Source organism: Candidatus Pelagisphaera phototrophica, assembly GCF_014529625.1.
GTDB lineage: Bacteria > Verrucomicrobiota > Verrucomicrobiia > Opitutales > Opitutaceae > Pelagisphaera > Pelagisphaera phototrophica.
The window spans coordinates 1,594,172-1,615,127 of the sequence record NZ_CP076039.1 but is presented as its reverse complement, the minus strand read 5'-3'; the positions used below and the strand labels follow the sequence as shown (position 1 = coordinate 1,615,127).

At 50.9% G+C, this 20,956-nt stretch carries 12 protein-coding genes and 1 pseudogene; 9 read left to right on the top strand and 4 right to left on the bottom strand.

Going from position 1 to position 20,956, the window contains the following annotated elements; all coding sequences use genetic code 11:
* The first annotated feature begins 5 nt into the window (after positions 1–5).
* From GA004_RS06965 to GA004_RS06930, 8 genes and pseudogenes are all read left to right on the top strand, one after another.
* Positions 6–305, top strand: coding sequence for a hypothetical protein (locus GA004_RS06965; RefSeq protein WP_283396596.1), 300 nt, complete (start codon positions 6–8; stop codon positions 303–305).
* Entirely contained in the window at positions 289–2,067 is a 1,779-nt protein-coding gene (locus GA004_RS06960; protein WP_283396595.1) for a Na(+)/H(+) antiporter subunit D, read from the top strand. The genes GA004_RS06965 and GA004_RS06960 overlap by 17 nt, the downstream gene beginning before the upstream one ends.
* A 185-nt stretch (positions 2,068–2,252) precedes the next feature.
* Positions 2,253–2,810 (top strand): annotated as a pseudogene (locus tag GA004_RS06955) (DUF1501 domain-containing protein); the annotation flags it as partial.
* A gap of 602 nt (positions 2,811–3,412) precedes the next feature.
* Positions 3,413–7,141: a TonB-dependent receptor plug domain-containing protein gene (locus GA004_RS06950; protein ID WP_283396594.1), complete on the top strand. Its 3,729-nt coding sequence runs from the start codon at positions 3,413–3,415 to the stop codon at positions 7,139–7,141.
* Between the two features lie 101 nt (positions 7,142–7,242).
* Complete coding sequence (locus tag GA004_RS06945; protein WP_283396593.1) at positions 7,243–7,515, top strand: FG-GAP repeat domain-containing protein; 273 nt, start codon at positions 7,243–7,245, stop codon at positions 7,513–7,515.
* Between the two features lie 650 nt (positions 7,516–8,165).
* Positions 8,166–11,888, top strand: a complete 3,723-nt coding sequence (locus GA004_RS06940) for a TonB-dependent receptor plug domain-containing protein (protein ID WP_283396592.1) — start codon at positions 8,166–8,168, stop codon at positions 11,886–11,888.
* Between the two features lie 206 nt (positions 11,889–12,094).
* Positions 12,095–13,381, top strand: coding sequence for an FG-GAP repeat domain-containing protein (locus tag GA004_RS06935; RefSeq protein ID WP_283396591.1), 1,287 nt, complete (start codon positions 12,095–12,097; stop codon positions 13,379–13,381).
* Positions 13,378–14,793 carry a tetratricopeptide repeat protein gene (locus tag GA004_RS06930; RefSeq protein WP_283396590.1) on the top strand — a complete coding sequence of 472 codons (1,416 nt, stop codon included), beginning with the start codon at positions 13,378–13,380 and terminating at the stop codon, positions 14,791–14,793. The genes GA004_RS06935 and GA004_RS06930 overlap by 4 nt, the downstream gene beginning before the upstream one ends.
* Before the next feature lie 588 nt (positions 14,794–15,381).
* Here GA004_RS06930 and GA004_RS06925 read toward each other — a convergent pair.
* Positions 15,382–16,092, bottom strand: coding sequence for a 3-keto-disaccharide hydrolase (locus GA004_RS06925; RefSeq protein WP_283396589.1), 711 nt, complete (start codon positions 16,090–16,092; stop codon positions 15,382–15,384).
* Positions 16,093–16,274: 182 nt separating this feature from the next.
* On the opposite strand from GA004_RS06925, the gene GA004_RS06920 reads away from it, so the two are divergent.
* On the top strand, positions 16,275–17,048 hold the full coding sequence (locus GA004_RS06920) for an NIPSNAP family protein (protein ID WP_283396588.1): 774 nt from the start codon (positions 16,275–16,277) through the stop codon (positions 17,046–17,048).
* A 21-nt stretch (positions 17,049–17,069) separates the two neighbouring features.
* Here GA004_RS06920 and GA004_RS06915 read toward each other — a convergent pair whose 3' ends face one another.
* The 3 genes from GA004_RS06915 to GA004_RS06905 all read right to left on the bottom strand — a co-directional run bounded on the left by GA004_RS06915 (position 17,070) and on the right by GA004_RS06905 (position 20,949).
* Positions 17,070–18,515, bottom strand: coding sequence for a sulfatase-like hydrolase/transferase (locus GA004_RS06915; protein ID WP_283396587.1), 1,446 nt, complete (start codon positions 18,513–18,515; stop codon positions 17,070–17,072).
* A complete protein-coding gene (locus GA004_RS06910) occupies positions 18,515–19,237 on the bottom strand; it encodes a 3-keto-disaccharide hydrolase (protein WP_283396586.1) in 723 nt (240 codons plus the stop codon). Before GA004_RS06910 ends, GA004_RS06915 begins: the two co-directional genes overlap by 1 nt.
* A gap of 158 nt (positions 19,238–19,395) precedes the next feature.
* Positions 19,396–20,949, bottom strand: a complete 1,554-nt coding sequence (locus tag GA004_RS06905) for a sulfatase-like hydrolase/transferase (protein WP_283396585.1) — start codon at positions 20,947–20,949, stop codon at positions 19,396–19,398.
* Between the last annotated feature and the right edge of the window lie 7 nt (positions 20,950–20,956).

Genomic DNA, 20,956 nt, shown 5'->3' with positions numbered 1-20,956 from the left:
GACTGATGGCAGATCCAAAAAAAGAGTTCGATTGGTTCGATAAACCGGCTTCCCGCAAACTTCTTTGGTGGGTCCTCTGGATCTCCTGCGGAATAACGGTCGTAGCAGAACTTTTCATACACCGGCATCCGCACTTCGAAATCGATGGCTGGTTTAACTTTTACTCAATCCTAGGATTTGTCGGTTGCACCACCATGATCCTGATTGCCAAGGGCCTCGGCGTCTACCTGAAGCGCAGCGAAGACTACTACGGAGAGCCCGACGAGGATACACCTTCTAACGACATCGATGGAAACGCTAGCTAACATCCCCCCATCATTTTTGCTCTTTGCGGGAGCTCTCGTTACGGTCCTTTTGAAAGGGACGCTACGAAACGTCTTCCTGGTCGCGCTACCCATTCTGACTTTCATTCATATCGCCTACCTGCCGAGCGGAAATGGGCTCCAAGTCTCCTTTCTTCCCGGATTCGGGGACAGTGAATTGCTGCGGGTCGACAAGTTGAGCAAGGCCTTTGGCTATATATTTACACTGAACGCCGCTGCCGCCCTCCTTTTTGCTTTTTATGTTAAAAAGGCAATCCAGCATACCGCTGCATTAATCTACATCGGATCTGCTCTTGGGGTTATTTTTGCCGGGGACCTTATCACGCTTTACATCAACTGGGAATTGATGGCCGTCAGTTCGACGTTTGTCATTCTTGCTCGAGATACCGCTAAGGCAAAGGGCGCTGCATTCCGCTATGTCATGGTCCACATCTTTGGCGGCCTACTACTCCTTGCCGGCATCGTCATGACGGTTTCCAATGGCGGTAGCATCGCTTTCGACTCGTTTGACTATGCCAGCGCCAACCTCGGCACCTGGCTGATACTGGGAGGATTCCTTGTCAACGCAGCCGCCCCAGGAGTTTCCGCCTGGCTGTCGGACGCCTATCCGGAAGCCAGCGTCACAGGTGGAGTGATCCTGAGCGCCTATACAACCAAGACCGCAGTTTACGTTTTACTAAGGTCCTTTCATGGATGGGAGCCCCTCATCTGGATCGGCTGTGCCATGACCGTTTTTGGTATCATTTACGCCCTTCTCGAGAACGATATGCGTCGCATCCTCGCCTACTCGATCATCAACCAAGTTGGGTTCATGGTTTGCGCTGCAGGCATTGGAACGGACATGGCGATCAGCGGAGCCACCGCTCACGCGTTTTGCCACATCATATACAAGTCTCTGCTTTGGATGTCTGCGGGAGCGGTGCTCTACCGCACTGGCAAAAGCCGCTGTACCGAATTGGGTGGGCTCTACAAAACGATGCCGCTCACTCTATTGTTCGGCACGATCGGGGCCCTCGCCATTTCCGCCGTCCCGCTGACTAGTGGATTCACAAGCAAGACAATCATCATCGCAGCTGCAGAACACGAACATCTCCTGTGGCCCTGGATCGTCTTGGAACTCGCATCAGCCGGTGTCTTCCTTCACGCAGGCATCAAGTTTCCCTACTTCGTCTTCTTCAACCAAGACCGCGGACTCCGACCCAAAGAAGCTCCCGGCACTATGCTTTGGGCCATGGGGATACTCTCCTTCCTCTGCATCTACTTGGGAATAAGGCCACAGGCCTTATATGACATTCTTCCCTACACAGTTGATTACCAAGCCTACACGACGAGTCACCTCGTCACCCAGATGCAGCTACTGATGTTCTCGGCTCTGGTGTTCTTCCTTTTCCTCCCGATGTTGAAGCGCACTCCGACGATCGTTTTGGATACCGACTGGTTCTACCGAAAAGGAGGTCAGTTCTTCTACTCAACCTGTGATATTTGCCTAAACGGCATCAACAGGATCGCCCATAAAACCCTCATCGCAGGGGCTACGAAAAAGCTTTGCCATTTCGCAACGGAAGGACCCGCAAATCTATTGACGCTGATTCTAACCCCCATTTGGGAGATTTCGGGTACCTCGATGGACCAACGCGAGAAGCTTCGCGAAGACCTACGAGAAAATGTGCGAAAAGGAGTATTCCCGATCGGAATAACCGCCTGCTTGTCCGTCCTGCTCATCGCAGTCCTGTTTTTCTTTTAGGAAAGCTTCAAAAAATCAGGCTTCATAAGTTTCTGTGGATACAGAAGCCAATGCAATTGAGATTGCTACAGCACACGCAACCGCAATCAAAGCAGACAGTACCTTGTTCCCTAGCCATACAGCACCCGCTCCTTACTTAGATCGGGCAACGCGCAACCGCCGTCCAAACAGTACCTACTTCTGGCGAGGCAACTAAAGAGCTGTACGGTAATGAAGAGTCAACTACAGACGACTATGGACGCCAATGTCTCATCACCCGGCGAATGGCAGAAGCCGGGGTTCGATTCACACAAGTGAACTACAGTGAAAACTCCAACAACCCCGCTTGGGACAAGGACAACATGCCCGAGCACAAGGAACACGCCCAAGCCATCGATAAGCCGATTGCCGGTCTACTCACCGATCTGAAGCAACGGGGCTTGCTAGAAGACACCCTCGTCTGGTGGGGCGGAGAGTTCGGACGGACTCCCTAGGCCCAGAAAAATGGATCAGGCCGTGACCACAATCCAACTGGATTTACGGTTTGGCTGGCCGGAGGGGGCGTAAAACCCGGCCTCATCTATGGCGCGACTGACGAGTTCGGACAGTACGCGATCGAGAACAAGGTCCACATGCACGACCTTCACGCGACCATCCTCCACCTCCTCGGTGTGGACCACGAAAAGCTCACTTTCCGCCACGAAGGCCGCGACTTCCGCCTCACTGATGTACACGGAAACGTCGTACATGACATAATTACCTAGAGCATTTTTCAATTAGTCGGCGGCTTTTTCTAGGCAAGCGTGGCTTAAAAACCTCCGGCTTCGCAGGTGCGGCACAATGGCCCGGCGAGCCGCGTTTGTTGAACCGCTTAAGCGGCACGCCGGGCAGCTCCCTCACTGAATCTAGAGTGGAGAATCAAAAATGTAGGAGCGGTTTTAAACCGCGATTTCTTGATCTTGCGAAAGGGGTCCCAGTACCGACCACAAGAACCGGCTCGAACAGGAAATTCACCCCTATTCTGGAAACTCGTTTTCCGAATTCTGTCCGCTTTTTTAGACTGAATTTCCATACGATTTGTCAGGGAAAAGATTATCGAGAATCTTACAGTTGACAGAAAGTTGAACATCTCTACTTTTATACCTTGTACCCAATTTTTTCAGCTAAACCCTGTTAATTCCGGCTAGTTTCCACACAAACTACGATACCCAGGACCCACAAATTCACTACTCCTCCCTTTACTTATACCTCTTTTAAACGCAACTGGCTGATCACTACGTACAGTTGCCGTCTCACAGATTAGATGAGACGGCGAACGTGATCAGTTGACTGCCCCTACACACAGACAGAAAACGGTTGATCACCTATGAATAAGAAACATTATCAAACAATAACCAAAACCGCCCTTATTGGCTGCGGTTTTCTCTGTTCCACCTTTACAGGTTGGGCTCAGGACGACGATGAAGAAGAGGTTTTCGAGCTCTCTCCCTTTGCAGTAGATGCCTCTGGAGACGAGGGCTACTATGCTTCTCAAACCATGGCCGGCGGCCGTCTCAGCGGATCCCTCAAGGATACTGGAGCCGCCGTTCAGGTCGTCACCAAGGAGTTCATGGACGACCTCGGAGCGACGGGTATTGAAGAGCTTCTCATGTACACCACTAGTTCCGAAGTCGCCGGCATTCTCGGCAACATTTCTGGAGCCGACGAAGGCGGCACCGGCGAAACCAATGTGGGCGGCGCTCGTCGCGACCCGGACGGAGCCACACGTGTTCGCGGTCTTACCGCACCGGACCGGACCCGGAACTTCTTCGTGACGGACATACCATTCGACACGTATAACACGGAGCGCATCGACATCAATCGCGGGGCGAACTCCTTTCTCTTCGGACTCGCTTCGCCTGCCGGAATTATTAACAACGACTTGGCCCGTGCTCGATTTCGTAACACCAACGAGTTTCGCTTCCGCATAGGCAGTGGCGGTGTCAACCCCTCCTACCGTGGGGAATTCAAGCTCAACCGCGTCGTTGTGGAAGACAAACTAGCCCTCCACGTAGCAGGTGTCATGGACCGTACGGAATACCGCCAGCGCCCGACTTACAAGAACGACGACCGTATCTACACGGCGTTCTCCTACCGTCCCTTTGGCAATGAGAATACCGTATTTCGCGGCCACATGGAAACAGGCGAAATACTGGGTAACGCCCCCGACGTCCTTCTCCCTCAGGTGAACTTCGATACATTCCTCCGGGCCCCAGCTCGGATGAACGCCACCTTGATGGTCAAGAACCGCCGAAATCCCGACTACCCGATCTCCGCTCAGCACCACGAAGGTCCTACCCAAGGTCAATTTAACAACAACCGCTTCTATTCCGCCGATGACAGAGCTGCTTTCTTGGACGCAGGCTACATCGTTCGCGACAGCCCGAATGACGCACCTGAAGGAGCTCAGTACCCAACTCTCACCTACCGTAACATTCGTTGGGGTGGTGGTGCTTACGGCTTCGTATGGGATGGCAGCAATGGCCTTGGCCAGCCCGCTTTCTCTTACACGGACCAAATTCCTGGTATTGCTATGGAAAGACGTTCACAGGCCAACAACGTCGAAATTCCTAACTACTGGTCAGGCGGAATCTACAGAAATAATGTAGGACGTAATGGCGGTGCTCCACAAGGTCTATACCCGGGCAATCTCGGTGAAATCATGGGTATCGGCTGGATCGATCAGGGCTTCACCGATCTGGACACGTTCGACTTCAGTCGTGCCAATCTTGGATGGGATAACGACTACTACTCGCGCGACTTCTTCAACTACTCCCTTGCTCTGGAGCAGACTTTTTGGGAAGGCAAAGGCGGTATCTCTATCGAGTACGACTTCCAAGACCTGTATCGCGACAGCTACACCGCCCTTAACGGCGGCAACTCGGTCATCACCTTCGATGTCAACGAGACCCTCATACTCCCGGAAGATATTAACTACGTTGAATCGGGAAATTACAACGCCATGCCTAATCCAAACTTTGGACGCCCGGTCATAATGACGAAGTCAGGACAGCGCACCAATGACGACCAGCGTACCTCTAAGCGTGTTACCGCATTCGCGAAGTACGATTTCCGCGACAGCATGAACAACGACAAGCTGGCGAACATCCTCGGTTCGCATACATTCACGGTACTGGGCGATGAAAACCGCCACCACGAGATGATGCTCAACTGGTTCCGTGGTTCTTTCGGCGATCCTGAGCCAGCACTGCACATAGGGCCCGCCAATGCTCGTCAAGCACTTAATAATGCCCGCAACACTCCCAATATGGTTTACATTGGGCCCCAACAATTGGGTGCGTGGACCGACTACACCAGTGTATCGGATTTCATTATCGAGCCGGCCTACTACGACTTGAGAAGCACGACGGGGCGGACGTACGATAAAATCGCTTGGAACTTGGGAGAGGATGCAACCCCACAGGCGTTGGCCGACGACATCGACCGTTCACAAGGAGACGAATACTGGGCACAGCACACATGGACGCCATTGAACACTCCGAGTAAGAACGTTCGACGCCAGCAAACCACGGTCCAATCGCTTGCCGCGAACACCCAATCGAAGTTTTTCAGCGACCATCTGGTCCTCAACCTAGGCTACCGCGAAGACAAGGTCGAAAACTTCCTCAACACTGAACCTCCCATCGATCCCAATAGTCTGGATGAAATTCCTTTCGTGTCTCCAGATCTCTGGCGACTGGAGGACGGCACCTTCAATGAGGTCAAAAAGAACATCTTCGGCTACGGGGCCGTGGTGTACTGGCCAAAGGACATCATCCCGCTACCAGAGGCGGTTAACGACATTACCTTCCACTACAATAGTTCGGATAACTTCGTGCCCTCACTCGAGCGCGTAGACCAATATCGTCGCCCTATCCCTTCGCAGTTCGGCGACACCAAGGACTGGGGCGTGAGTGCCTACATGTGGAACAACAAACTCGTGGCTCGAGTGAACTTCTACGAGGCCACCCTCGAGAATGCAACCGCCCCGACTTCCGGCATATGGAACCGCAACCATGTACGTATCTTCCAGTGGTACGGACGCCTCAACCGCGACTCCCGTCGGTTCGATTCCTATGACAACGACACCGGCGAGTTCCTGTTCTCCGGTGACGGTAAAGTCGATCCGGGTATCGTCGACGAATTTTTCGAATTCGATGAAGAGGTAGGATTGTACTTTGCCGGAGAAGACGCTGAGGAAGGGTTCGCAAACCTTGACGACGCTATCGCCGCTCAATGGCCGTACTTGGCAGAAACCCGAGCTGCAATGGAGCCTCTGGAGCAATTTGTCTTTGATGATGAGCTCATTCACTCCTTTAATGCTCGCTTCCTTCCAGATGGCGATATCAACATACAGTGGGCCGGCTCAATTAACGATACAACCGACATCACCTCTAAAGGTATGGAGGCCGAGATCATACTCAATCCTACCAAAAGCTGGCGCATCGCCTTCAACGCGGCCCGGCAGGAAGTGATAATGGATAATATCGCACCACGATTGGAAAACCTCGTCGACTCCTTTCTCCTGCCCTATATGCAGCGGTTTGGGTACTTGGATTGGGGCAACCCAACCGGAACGCCTCAGGGCGCGACATTTGAAAGCCAAACTTACGCACGCTTGGTCGAGTACTTTTATGTCAAAGGACTCGAAGGCCAGCCGACCGCTGAGCAACGCGAATGGCGCTTCAATTTGATCACCAACTACACCTTCCGTGAAGGCCCACTGAAGGGTTTCCAAGTTGGCGGTGCCGCTCGCTGGCAGGACGAGGTCAACGGCGGTTACCCTGTGGTTTTTAACGATGATCTCCGTATTTACGAGCCACTCGTGGACCAAGGATACTACACCGACACAGATCTCGCTGTCGACCTGACCTTCGGCTACCGGGCCAAGATCATGAACAACGTGGATTGGCGTATGCAGATCAACTTGCGGAATGTCCACAACTGGGACAACACCGACGTAGACGTCTTCCGCTTTCAGCAGGACGGATCACCTGCCCGGGCACGTTTCGCGCCTCCAAGGCAGATTTGGTTGACCAATACATTCCGCTTCTAGGCGAACGTTCTAAACCATTTTACCGACAAGGGCCCGGCTTACCGCCGGGCCTTTTTTATTGGTGGTTTTGTACCATTTACGAAAAGCATTTATGCAAACGTATGGGTGGAATCAATGTTTGCGTCAACGATTTCAATGATGATGGTCACCCAGATATCTCAGCCCAATTCTCCCAACACTGGAAGGAGATCCATCCATTCGAAAATGACGGCAAAGGCAATTTCACAGACAGAATAATTTGGGGCTCGACCAATCATGACTTCGCTTCAAGCGGTATAACCACGGCAGATCTAAATCAAGATGGTAGGCCGGACCTGGTTTTTGCCAAAGGCGATGGTTTTGGTCCCACCCTCGAATCGGGACCTAGACCCTAGCACGGTATCCAATGGCTAGAGGCCGAAGGGAATAGCAAATTCAGCTACAAGCGAATCGGCGAACTTGCCGTAGCCTGTAGCCCGGTAGTGAGGGACATCAACCAAGACGGCGATCCAGACATCCTAAGCGCCAGCGCCTTTAACGATTGGGGAAATCCTGAATCGGATTCACTCCGATTGTGGCTTCGGAAACTTCCGCATCGCCGTTAAGACCCAGCGAATCGCGTTTGTTGGATCGCCTAAGCGGCACGCCGGGCAGCTCCCTGACTGAATCTAGAGTGGAGAATCAAAAATGTAGGAGAGGTTTTACACCGCGATTTCTGGATCTTGCGAAAGGGGGTCCTCGAGCCGAAAACAAAACCCGGCTCGAACAGGAAATCCATCCCGCATTCTACAAAATCGTTTTCCGAATTCTGCCCGCTATCTTAGACTGATTTTCCAAAAAATTTGTTAAAAAAAAAATTATAAGAAAACTAACGGTTGACAGGCGAAGAAACCGTCGTAGCTTTCGCGGCAAAAACTCACCCTAACACCCGCTAAAAAATCATCAACAGGTTCTATTTCTCTCAAACTAATATGAGATGAGGCGGCGAAAGTGATCTACTGACTGCACTACACACAGACAGCTAAACGGCTTATCACCTATGAATATGAAACATTATCAAACAGTAACCAAAACCGCCCTTATTGGCTGCGGTTTTCTCTGTTCCACCTTTACGGGGTGGTCACAGAATGACGAGGAAGAAGAAGTCTTCGAGCTCTCTCCCTTTGCAGTAGATGCCTCTGGAGACGAGGGCTACTATGCTTCTCAAACCATGGCCGGCGGCCGTCTCAGCGGATCCCTCAAGGATACTGGAGCCGCCGTTCAGGTCGTCACCAAGGAGTTCATGGACGACCTCGGAGCGACGGGTATTGAAGAGCTTCTCATGTACACCACTAGTTCCGAAGTCGCCGGCATTCTCGGCAACATTTCTGGAGCCGACGAAGGCGGCACCGGCGAAACCAATGTGGGCGGCGCTCGTCGCGACCCGGACGGAGCCACACGTGTTCGCGGTCTTACCGCACCGGACCGGACCCGGAACTTCTTCGTGACGGACATACCATTCGACACGTATAACACGGAGCGCATCGACATCAATCGCGGGGCGAACTCCTTTCTCTTCGGACTCGCTTCGCCTGCCGGAATTATTAACAACGACTTGGCCCGTGCTCGATTTCGTAACACCAACGAGTTTCGCTTCCGCATAGGCAGTGGCGGTGTCAACCCCTCCTACCGTGGGGAATTCAAGCTCAACCGCGTCGTTGTGGAAGACAAACTAGCCCTCCACGTAGCAGGTGTCATGGACCGTACGGAATACCGCCAGCGCCCGACTTACAAGAACGACGACCGTATCTACACGGCGTTCTCCTACCGTCCCTTTGGCAATGAGAATACCGTATTTCGCGGCCACATGGAAACAGGCGAAATACTGGGTAACGCCCCCGACGTCCTTCTCCCTCAGGTGAACTTCGATACATTCCTCCGGGCCCCAGCTCGGATGAACGCCACCTTGATGGTCAAGAACCGCCGAAATCCCGACTACCCGATCTCCGCTCAGCACCACGAAGGTCCTACCCAAGGTCAATTTAACAACAACCGCTTCTATTCCGCCGATGACAGAGCTGCTTTCTTGGACGCAGGCTACATCGTTCGCGACAGCCCGAATGACGCACCTGAAGGAGCTCAGTACCCAACTCTCACCTACCGTAACATTCGTTGGGGTGGTGGTGCTTACGGCTTCGTATGGGATGGCAGCAATGGCCTTGGCCAGCCCGCTTTCTCTTACACGGACCAAATTCCTGGTATTGCTATGGAAAGACGTTCACAGGCCAACAACGTCGAAATTCCTAACTACTGGTCAGGCGGAATCTACAGAAATAATGTAGGACGTAATGGCGGTGCTCCACAAGGTCTATACCCGGGCAATCTCGGTGAAATCATGGGTATCGGCTGGATCGATCAGGGCTTCACCGATCTGGACACGTTCGACTTCAGTCGTGCCAATCTTGGATGGGATAACGACTACTACTCGCGCGACTTCTTCAACTACTCCCTTGCTCTGGAGCAGACTTTTTGGGAAGGCAAAGGCGGTATCTCTATCGAGTACGACTTCCAAGACCTGTATCGCGACAGCTACACCGCCCTTAACGGCGGCAACTCGGTCATCACCTTCGATGTCAACGAGACCCTCATACTCCCGGAAGATATTAACTACGTTGAATCGGGAAATTACAACGCCATGCCTAATCCAAACTTTGGACGCCCGGTCATAATGACGAAGTCAGGACAGCGCACCAATGACGACCAGCGTACCTCTAAGCGTGTTACCGCATTCGCGAAGTACGATTTCCGCGACAGCATGAACAACGACAAGCTGGCGAACATCCTCGGTTCGCATACATTCACGGTACTGGGCGATGAAAACCGCCACCACGAGATGATGCTCAACTGGTTCCGTGGTTCTTTCGGCGATCCTGAGCCAGCACTGCACATAGGGCCCGCCAATGCTCGTCAAGCACTTAATAATGCCCGCAACACTCCCAATATGGTTTACATTGGGCCCCAACAATTGGGTGCGTGGACCGACTACACCAGTGTATCGGATTTCATTATCGAGCCGGCCTACTACGACTTGAGAAGCACGACGGGCCGGACCTACGATAAAATCGCTTGGAACTTGGGAGAGGATGCAACTGCCCAGGCATTGGCCGATGGCACCGACCGTTCACGAGGAAACGAATACTGGGCGCAGCACACATGGACGCCCTTGAACACTCCGAGTAAGAACGTTCGACGCCAGCAAACCACGGTCCAATCGCTTGCCGCGAACAGCCAATCGAAGTTTTTCAGCGACCATCTGGTCCTCAACCTAGGCTACCGCGAAGACAAGGTCGAAAACTTCCTCAACACTGAACCTCCCATCGATCCCAATAGCCTAGATGAAATTCCTTTCGTGTCTCCAGATCTCTGGCGACTGGAGGATGGCACCTTCAATGAAGTCAAAAAGAACATCTTCGGCTACGGGGCCGTGGTGTACTGGCCAAAGGATATCATTCCGCTACCAGAGGCGGTTAACGACATTACCTTCCACTATAATAGTTCGGATAACTTCGTACCCTCACTCGAGCGGGTCGACCAATATCGTCGCCCTATCCCTTCGCAGTTCGGCGACACAATGGACTGGGGCGTGAGTGCCTACATGTGGAATAACAAACTCGTGGCTCGAGTGAACTTCTACGAGGCCACCCTCCAAAATGCTTCCGCTCCGACTTCCGGTATTTGGAACCGCAACTATACGCGCATCTTCCAGTGGTACGGACGCCTCAACCGCGACTCCCGTCGGTACGATTCCTATGACAACGACACCGGCGAGTTCCTGTTCTCCGGTGACGGTAAAGTCGATCCGGGTATCATCGACGAATTTTTCGAATTCGATGAAGAGGTAGGATTGTACTTTGCCGGAGAAGACGCTGAGGAAGGGTTCGCAAACCTTGACGACGCTATCGCAGCTCAATGGCCATACTTGGCAGAAACCCGTCTTGCGATGGAGCCCCTAGAGCAATTTGTCTTTGATGATGAGCTCATTGATTCCTTTAACGCTCGCTTCCTTCCAGATGGCGATATCAACATACAGTGGGCCGGCTCAATTAACGACACAACCGACATCACCTCTAAAGGTATGGAGGCCGAGATCATACTCAATCCTACCAAAAGCTGGCGCATCGCCTTCAACGCGGCCCGGCAGGAAGTGATAATGGATAATATCGCACCACGATTGGAAAACCTCGTCGACTCATTCCTTCTGCCCTATATGCAGCGGTTTGGCTACATGGATTGGGGCAACCCAACCGGAACGCCTCAGGGTGCGACCTTTGAAAGCACCACTTACGAACGCTTGGTCGAGTACTTCTATGTCAAAGGACTCGAAGGCCAGCCGACCGCTGAGCAACGCGAATGGCGCTTCAATTTGATCACCAACTACACCTTCCGCGAAGGCCCACTGAAGGGTTTCCAAATTGGCGGTGCCGCTCGCTGGCAGGACGAGGTTAACGGCGGTTACCCTGTGGCTTTCAACGACGATCTCCGTATTTACGAGCCACTCGTGGACCAAGGATACTTCACCGACACAGATCTCGCTGTCGACCTGACCTTCGGCTACAGGGCCAAGATCATGAACAACGTGGATTGGCGTATGCAGATCAACATGCGGAATGTCCACAACTGGGACAACACCGACGTGGACGTCTTCCGCTTTCAGCAGGACGGATCACCTGCCCGGGCACGTTTCGCGCCTCCAAGGCAGATCTGGTTGACCAATACGTTCCGCTTCTAGGCGAACGTTCTAAACCATTTTACCGACAAGGGCCCGGCTTACCGCCGGGCCTTTTTTATTGGTGGTTTTGTACCATTTACGAAAAGCATTTATGCAAACGTATGGGCGGAATTGCTCTTGCGATTGACCGACATCGAGATTGAGCTTTCCTAAATGCCTTTTTCAATGTTGGAGGTTTATTCGTAGCGACGAGAAAGAATCAGAAAATGGAAACTCACTTTCCCGTCTTCATGTTCGTTTTCTCGACGCTATTCCTGCTTCAAGTAGGCTGCTCCCCTGAACTTACTTCCTTAGATACGCCCGCTCCACCGATCAATCAATCAGAGATTGACCTCGATCGATACTCCAGCAGCGAAATCGGTAACGAGTCCACCAACGTTCCCTGGATCGCCCATGTTCGGGCTTTCGACTTAAATCAAGATGGACTCATGGATGCCATCGGATGCGAGGCTAAATATAACGAAGTCATTTGGCTCCAACAAAATGAAAAAGGACAGTTCACCGAAATTCTTCTCGCCTCCGATATGCAGGCCCCAGTCCACGCGGAGGTTTACGACTTAGATGAAGATGGTGATTACGATATACTGGTATCCTGCATGAATATTGTGTTCCCCAACAACAATAAGATAGGAGCCCTCATCGTTCTCGAAAATGACGGCGATCAGAACTTCACTAAAAGGATCCTCTTGGAGGACGTCGAACGCGTGACGGACGCCCGAGCCCACGACATGGATGGCGATGGAGACCTCGACCTCGTAGTAGGGCAATTTGGATACGATCAAGGAGGTGTCCGCTGGATGAAAAACATTGGGTCGTGGCAATTTGAAAGCCAGTCGCTGCTTCACCTTTCAGGATTGATCAATGTTTGCGTCAACGATTTCAATAATGACGGTCACCCGGATATCGCAGCCCAATTCTCCCAACACTGGGAGGAAATCCATCTATTCGAAAATGACGGCAAAGGCAATTTCACAGACAGAATAATTTGGGGCTCGACCAATCATGACTTCGCTTCAAGCGGTATGACCACGGCAGATCTAAATCAAGATGGTAGGCCGGACCTGGTTTTTGCCAACGGCGATGGCTTTGGTCCCACCCTCAAACCGGGACCTAGACCCTGGCACGGTATCCAATGGCTAGAGAACGAAGGGAATGGCAAATTCAGCTACAAGCGAATCGGAGATCTTGCCGGAGCCTATAGCCCGATAGTGAGAGACATCGACCAAGACGGCGATCCAGACATCCTAAGCGTCAGTGCCTTTAACGATTGGGAAAATCCTGAATCGGATTCACTCGTCCTATTTAGAAACGATGGGGCTCAAAGCTTCACAAAAGTGACCCTCGCATACGAGCCGATCCAATTGCTTTCGATCGATTTTGCAGATTTCGATGGAGATGGGGTGGGCGAAATCATCTCCGGTTGTTTCCCAAGTTTTCCGCCATTCGAGCGGATTGGACGCTTCGCTATCTGGAAGGAAAGGGAGTATCAATGAAGAAAGCACTGATGGCAGGTATAGGATTTGCAATATTCGCAAGCGTGTTGATTGGAAATCTATACTGGAAGACCCAAAGACATTTCGCAGCAGTAATCGAAACCCATCTGCTACCCACTCCCAGCTCCAAAGGCCTTCATCCAGAACTCAGTAATCGTATAGCAGACCTGAATAAGCGGTCGACCCAAGGCCCCAATCGTGTCGATTCCCTTGCCCTATTGAGCACATTATACCACGCTAATGGATATTTAAATCGAGCCTGGCAAGGCTATCGAATCCTGATCGCGATCGATGAGAAAAACCCTCTCTGGCCCTACAGGCTGGCTACGATTGTTTCCAGTTTCGGGCAACTTAACGATTCCATTGCACTTTATGAAAAAACCATCGAGCTCGACCCTGAATACCTTCCCTCCTATATCCACCTCGGAGATACCCTCTTAAAATTAAATCGACACGACGAAGCGAAGCGCGTTTTCCAATCGGTTTACGACAAAACGCCCACTAACCCATTCGCCCTATTCGGCCTAGCTCGCATCGCTCTAGCTAAGAACGATGCGGCACAGGCCAAACCTCTCCTCGAATCCGCCAGGCGCTCAAACAACCGGGTTGGCGGAGATCTTCTTGCCGACATTTACGAGAGGCTCGGTGAAAAGTCAAAAGCCCGGGCCCTCCTCCACGACGTCACCTGGAGCAGCCACATAGAAACACCCGATCCGTGGGTCGACGATATTGTCTCGGAATGCTACGACTCATTCGAAGTTGCAATGGCCGGCGGGAAAGCCGGACGAGCAGGGAATACGATCAGAGCCATCCAACTACTGAATAAGGCCACAGCCCTCGACCCTCTCGATCATAATGCCTACAACCATCTAGCCGAACTCTACGTAGAGCAAGGAGATCTAGATCAGGCTCGGAAAACCTACGAAAACTGCATAAGAACTCTCCCAACTTTCGATAGAGGCTGGGCTGGATTAATTTCCGTCGAAATTAAGTCCGGAAATCAATCGAGAGCTTCTGAATTGATCGATCAGGCAATCGCTAAATGTCCCGAATCGTATGTGATCAGTAACTACAAGGGTGAGGCCCTAATCAATGAGAATCGCCTCAACGAAGCGATTCCCTACTTTGAGACGACCATTCGCTTGGTTCCAAACAACGCAGTAGGTTACAACTACTTGGCCAGAATCTACCTCAAAATGGGTGAAAATCGAAAGGCCCTCGAACAGCTGCAAAAGGCTCTTAAAGCAGAACCCAGCAACCCTTTGTCTCTGGAGTTAATTACCATTTTTTATGTTTTAGCGGGAGATCCGGCTAAAGCCTCTCGATATCTACAGAGAGCGATCGATTCCCCTCGTGTTTCGGAAAAGGCGATAAGCCAGATGCAAGCAATGTACACCAATAAGTTTAGGTAGCACTTCGGTCATTTGTATAATTGAGGCCTAAAGATCACCGGCGACCTATGGTTCCCGCAATCAGGAGAGAGCATCAACACTACTGGGTTATAAATTTTAGGGGTTCGCCAGTCCTCTAGTTGAAGACTACCCAAATCGAAACCGCATCAGGGATCTATCGCTGAGGATTGGGCTTTTTTTGAATCCAAATCCCACTAGATAGCTCAGTGCTTCAGTATGATTGATACAAATGCAAAAAGTGCCGACTGTAGTTTGTGCAGCACAAGGCGGCGTAACACTTACGAAAATGGTTTCGTAGGCGGTGCCCCAACATCGCGAAATCCCGCTAGAGCCTGCACCATTTTATCAATCCATTTTGCATGTGGTATTAGCCTATGCAGTTTTGGACCTACGGTTCGCTCCTATCAACTGCAGCGGCGATTTTTGATCAATTATTTATCGACCCTCTCGCCTGAAACCCCAACCATCCACAACAGTATCGATCTGCTGCATGAACAGGCTGAAATTCCAAACGGTGCGATATCACTAACCACAAAAAAGCGGTACACACTCGGCTGTACCGCTTTGGAAAATTGGTTGGAATAACGATCAGTCCAAGACCTTGACTTGGATGTCTTGGTAATGGGTAATACTGTCAGGATCGTGGGCCTGCAGGGCAAAGGTGCCGCTACCCAGTACGCGACCCGACATGCCCGGATTCGGTCCCGCATAGCCTGGAGGCTGCTTCCACTGGACGATCGTTTCGCCATCAACTTTGATCGTAACATCCTCGCCTTTGACAATGATATGGTAATCGAACCATTTGCCATCGGTTGAAGGTGCTTTCTCACGATATACTTGAGCACCCGCTTTGTCTACACGAATGATAAATGGTTCCTCTGGCTCCATAGGAACGTACACATTGGCCACAGCGTAAAGGCTGCCCGTCTTTTTTGGATCCTTTTGACTGGTATTCACCTGACACTCGAAGCCTTGCGAAGGCCAGCCCTCGTCTTGATAAGCAGTATGAAAATAGACACCTCCATTCGCGTTCTTCATAGTCTTAGCTTTTACCTTCAACTCGAAGTTCTTAAAAGTGCCGCCATTCACACCCCCTGTATAGAACAGGTGCGAACGTCCGCCATCCACAATCAGCGTGCCGTTTTTAACAGAGAAGGAATCAGGGTTTTCCTTGCTAGCAGTCCAGCCTTGCAAGGATTTGCCATCAAACAATGACACCCATTTCTTGCCGTGATGGTCCGCAAACGCAAGCGAGCCCATGAAAAACAAAGAGGATAACAGGATAGTAACTTTTTTCATATCCCGCTATCTATGCTACCCCACCCAAAAAAAGCCAACTTCAAAAATCTGGCGCTACGCATCTCAGAGGACCGTATAGTTTTAGAAAGTTCTAAATTTCATGCCCTCTATTAATTTTTTGAAGTCGTATTTTGAAGACACGATCAGTTGACAGCATTGTCTCCATCGTTTCGAATCAGAATATGAATCGTAGAACCTTCGTCACTGCCGCCGCTGCGGCCGCTACCCCTGCCGCTCTTTTTGGAACTCACCATGAACCCTCCGATGATGCCCACTACTTGGAGTGGATAACATTTGAGGTACTTAACAACGCCCGACGCGGAGCTCTTGAGACATTCCTAAAGGATGTCGTCGTTCCGGGGTTGAATTCAAAAGGCTGCTCTCCGATCGGCGTCTTCCGCCCTAAGCACGGAGAGCGTGGAACCAAAGTGTTTATGCTGGTACCCCACAAAACGATCGAATCCTTTCTGACAACTTGGGATAAATTGGTTAAAACGGCTGACTACAAAAAAGCTTCTAATACGGAAATGGAAACGCCGCTATATGACCGGATGGAAAGCTCCCTGATGAGAGCATTTTCCCACATGCCTCAGGTCGAAGTTCCTTCAGCTATCGCCGGAGAAAAAGGCCGCATTTTCGAGTTTCGCGTTTACGAGGCCCACAATCGAGTGAAGAGCGATCTGAAAGTGGAAATGTTCAATGAAGGCGGCGAAATCGAAATCTTTCGAAACGTGGGACTTCACCCTGTTTTTTTCGGTAAGACCCTTGCCGGTCCACTGATGCCAAATCTTATCTATATGCTCGGTTTCAAGGATATGGCCGAACGAGATGCCAATTGGAAGCGGTTTAGTGCAGATCCCGCATGGCAAAAGCTTCGAGCCAACAAGCGGTATGCAGGAACTGTATCCGCGATAACAGACAATATTTTTGTCCCTACGAATTATTCCCAAATTTGAGTTATATAGCGAATCTTGGAACTAGAAATCCTTGAACGATCCTCTAGGCTCCGCATCGAACATCGTTTCCTGATACCATTCGCCGAATCTCTGCTTCAGTCGCTTTAGGACTTCAGGATGCTGCAACGAGAGATCGTCTCTCTCTCCGAGGTCATCGGACAAATCAAAGAGCCCTCCCCCTTCTTCTTCCATATCCACCCATTTCCAGTTTCCGATTCGAGCGGACTTTCTCCCTTTCCGCTTCCAAAACATTTCGTTTCTCGGGCTTTCCGTTTCGCCTTTCAACGTCGCCCACCAATTGTATCCGTCAATCTTAACGTCTTCGGGGAGCTTCGAACCGGTTGCCGCCGCTAAACTTGGAAACAGCTCCAGACTCGTCAGAAATGCATCGTTAACAGTACCCGCAGGGATCCCGCCGTTGGGCCACCGGGCCAAAGCGAGTACTCTGATCCCGCCTTCCCAAGTCCTAGCTTTGCCCCCTCTAAGAGGATAGTTACTCGAACCGCCTCCCCCTCCATTGTCAGAGAAAAACAAGACAATCGTATTGTCTGTTAAACCTTTTCGATCCAAGGAATCGAGCAGTTTTCCTATGGATGCATCCATGCAGGTAACGGCAGCTCGGAAATCCCGCTGACGCGCTTCTGACGTTGGCACCTTCGCCTTCTCTCCGTACTTCGTACCTTCTTTGAAGAGATTCTCTACAGGTGGGTACATTTCTTTAAATTCGGCAGGCGCTTGAATCGTTCCTCGGATTTTAGGATCGAGAGAGGATGAATTGTGTGGGGCGTTAAAGGGGAGGTAGAGGAAGAAAGGTTCGTTATCCTTTCTTTCTTCTAAGAACCGCAGTGCTTCACGCTCGAACAAATAGGTCGCATAGGTCCCGCGATCTTCTTCGGTCCTCTCATTGTCTTGAAACATGCTGTGCACCCCGTATCGCTCGTGCGTATAGTAGTCGATCCCCGTATTCACAAGTCCATAGAATGAGTCAAACCCTCTCGCCAAAGGCAGAAAGCGTTTGCTGATACCGAGATCCCATTTCCCAAATATACCTGAAACGTATCCTTGAGGTTTCAGTACTTGAGGTATCAATATTTCCCTGACATCCATTCCACCAATTCGCTCCCAAGTCACTGCGTACTCGTCTTCATCGTATCTATGCCCATAATCCGGTGCCTCATTCCGAATCATATCATAGATTCCGTTCCGCTGTGGGTAGCGTCCGGTCAAAAAAGCCCCGCGAGATGGGGTGCAAGCAGGCCAGGCAACATAGAAACTGCTCAAACGAGTCCCCTCTCTGGCAATACGATCCAGATTGGGCGTAATAATTTCACTGTTGAGCTGACCTAGGTCATTGTAGCCCTGATCGTCTGAAACGATGAGCAGAATATTTGGCTTTTCGCTTTGGGCAGAGAGGTTAGCGAACAAAAGCGACGCTAGCCCTATCCAAAATATTTTTCCTGCGAGCATTAAAGATGCTGCAGCCGAATATTGCGCCAACGGACTTTTTGGCCGATCTTCTTTTTGTTTTTCCCAATCCCATGGAGTTGAAGGGCGATGTAGCCAGAAGCTTGGTCATCGTCATGTATATGCGCTACCGGTACGCCATTTAGCCAGGTTTGGAAGTGGTCCCCATTAGCGATGATGCGAAAGTGATTCCACTCCCCTGGTTTGAAGGCCTTCTTCGCCGCTTCGTCTTGCCCTGGAGTGTGCAGAAAACCGCGAGCCCCCTCCTCATACACAGTGCCGCTCCAGCCTCTTTCCGTGGGGTCGATCTCAATTTGGTAACCCCAAAATCGACCTTTTTCCCATACTCTCTCTCTTACGTTCTTCGTTCCATCCTCATGGAAGGTGCCACCCCAACGAATCGTTGTGGTCTCTTCTTCGTATATGTGACTGCGAATCTGTATCCCTGAGTTCAGAAGCGGATCGATCTTGAACTCCACTTCCAGTTCGAAATCGCCATACATATCCTCAGTGGCGAGAAAGCTATTAGGTAAGTCAGGTGCGGCTTCGCCTACGATAGCCCCATCCTCGACATAAAAATTACCCCCACCAAAGTTTTGCCAGCCGTCCAGGCTTTGACCATCGAATAATTCAACTACATCAGTTTTTGTAGATGTGCTGCAAGCGGCCAAAACCAGAATTGATAGGCACAAAAAAGAGGGTTTGGAACAAAGGTGTATTTTCATAAGATGACTTGGGTTAAATTCTCCGGGATTCACCGTAGAGAAAACAAACTACCATTAGAACAGCTTCTCCCAACAATGCAATAGACGAGCTCAAATTGCAGAAGGAAACCCGCCATGGAGAATTCCGTTAACTATTCCTATTCTTCCTAAATTCGTATTCAATGATTCGCGACTGATGGCAGTTTGCTAACGAAACCAGCATCGGTTCGCTTGAGTTCATCGATCGTCCATTTTCGGTACTGACGCAGTACTTTAGAGTATGCCGGATTTCCCGCTAGATTGATCACTTCCTGTGAATCGCTCACAACGTCATAAAGCTCTTCGGTTTCCCCTTCGATCAAAGTTCGAATGTACTTATACCTCCCTTGACTCAAGAGAACATACCAAGGTACACCCGGTCCGTGGTACAGCTTAGGATCCCCTTTCGGAGGAATGGTATTCGTATCTGATCCGTATTGCTTCGCTGTGTGGACAAGCATTGATGGTTTGCCCCAAGGGGTTTCAGGATCTTTCAGTAAAGGTGACAAGTCATAGCCGTGCATCTTCCAGGGCGACCTAAGGCCGGTGATTGAAAACAAGGTAACGGGTATATCCACTGCGGTAACCGGTTCGGTCACCACAGTACCTTTGCTACGGCTTTTCGAGGCGATCCCTTTCGGTAAGCGAAAGATCAGAGGTGCAGCGATATTGGCTCGATACGGGGCAACCTTCGATTTGGATCCATGCTGGCCCCAGGCGAATCCTTGGTCCGAAGTAAAGATGATAATGGTATTTTCATCCTGGCCACTTTCTTGTAGTGACTCGAGCAGTCGACCGACGCCCTCGTCGATAGAGAGTACGCCTTGCTGATACTGACGAATCCAGTCTTTCAAAGGTCGGCCAGGTAAGTCCTGCATCCCAACCGGAACGGGACCCTCTCGCCCCTTTTCTACCGGCTCACCATTAGGACCCGGCTTCCAGAACTCCATTTGGTTCATGTATTCCGGTTTTTCTGGTCTAGGGGGATAGACATCAGGAATCTTTGGAGTCGTCACATCCTCGTACGCTTCCAAGTGTCGGTCTGCGGGAGTGAACGGAGCATGCACCCCTCCATAGCAAAGCCATAAATACCAGGGCTTCCCGGACTGAGGACCTCTTTCCTTGATGAACTCAACCGCCCAGTCCGTGTATTTGTCCGTTGTGTACTCCTTAACCAATACCGCTTCTTTTCCATCAAACTCAATGAGTTGATCAAAATAGTAGTTGGGAGAATTTTCCGGATACTTGGGTCGATTCCAGACAATCTGGTGATCCCAATCACGTCCGTATCCGGAATCCACTCCTGTATGCCATTTTCCAATTTGGGCGGTATGGTATCCTTGTTTCCGAAGAGACTCCGTCCAAAACTGGCATTTTTCAGGATCGTAAACATTCATCGGATTCGGACCGGTCATTCTAAGGGACTCCACCTTATGTTGCTGAAGTCCGGTGAGAATGGATGCTCGCGAGGCCATGCACCAGGAACCGATGTTAGCTCGAGTAAAGCGAATCCCCTCCTCCGCTAATCGATCGATATTCGGCGTATCCACCCAATAATACGCATCCTCATACGCACTGACCGTCCGGGTGGATTGGTCATCCGTGTAGATAAACAATATGTTGGGCTTGTCAGCCGCAATGGTCAGATTACCAAGCAGACATCCGAGATAAAAAAATCTTGTTATTAAGTTCATAGTAACG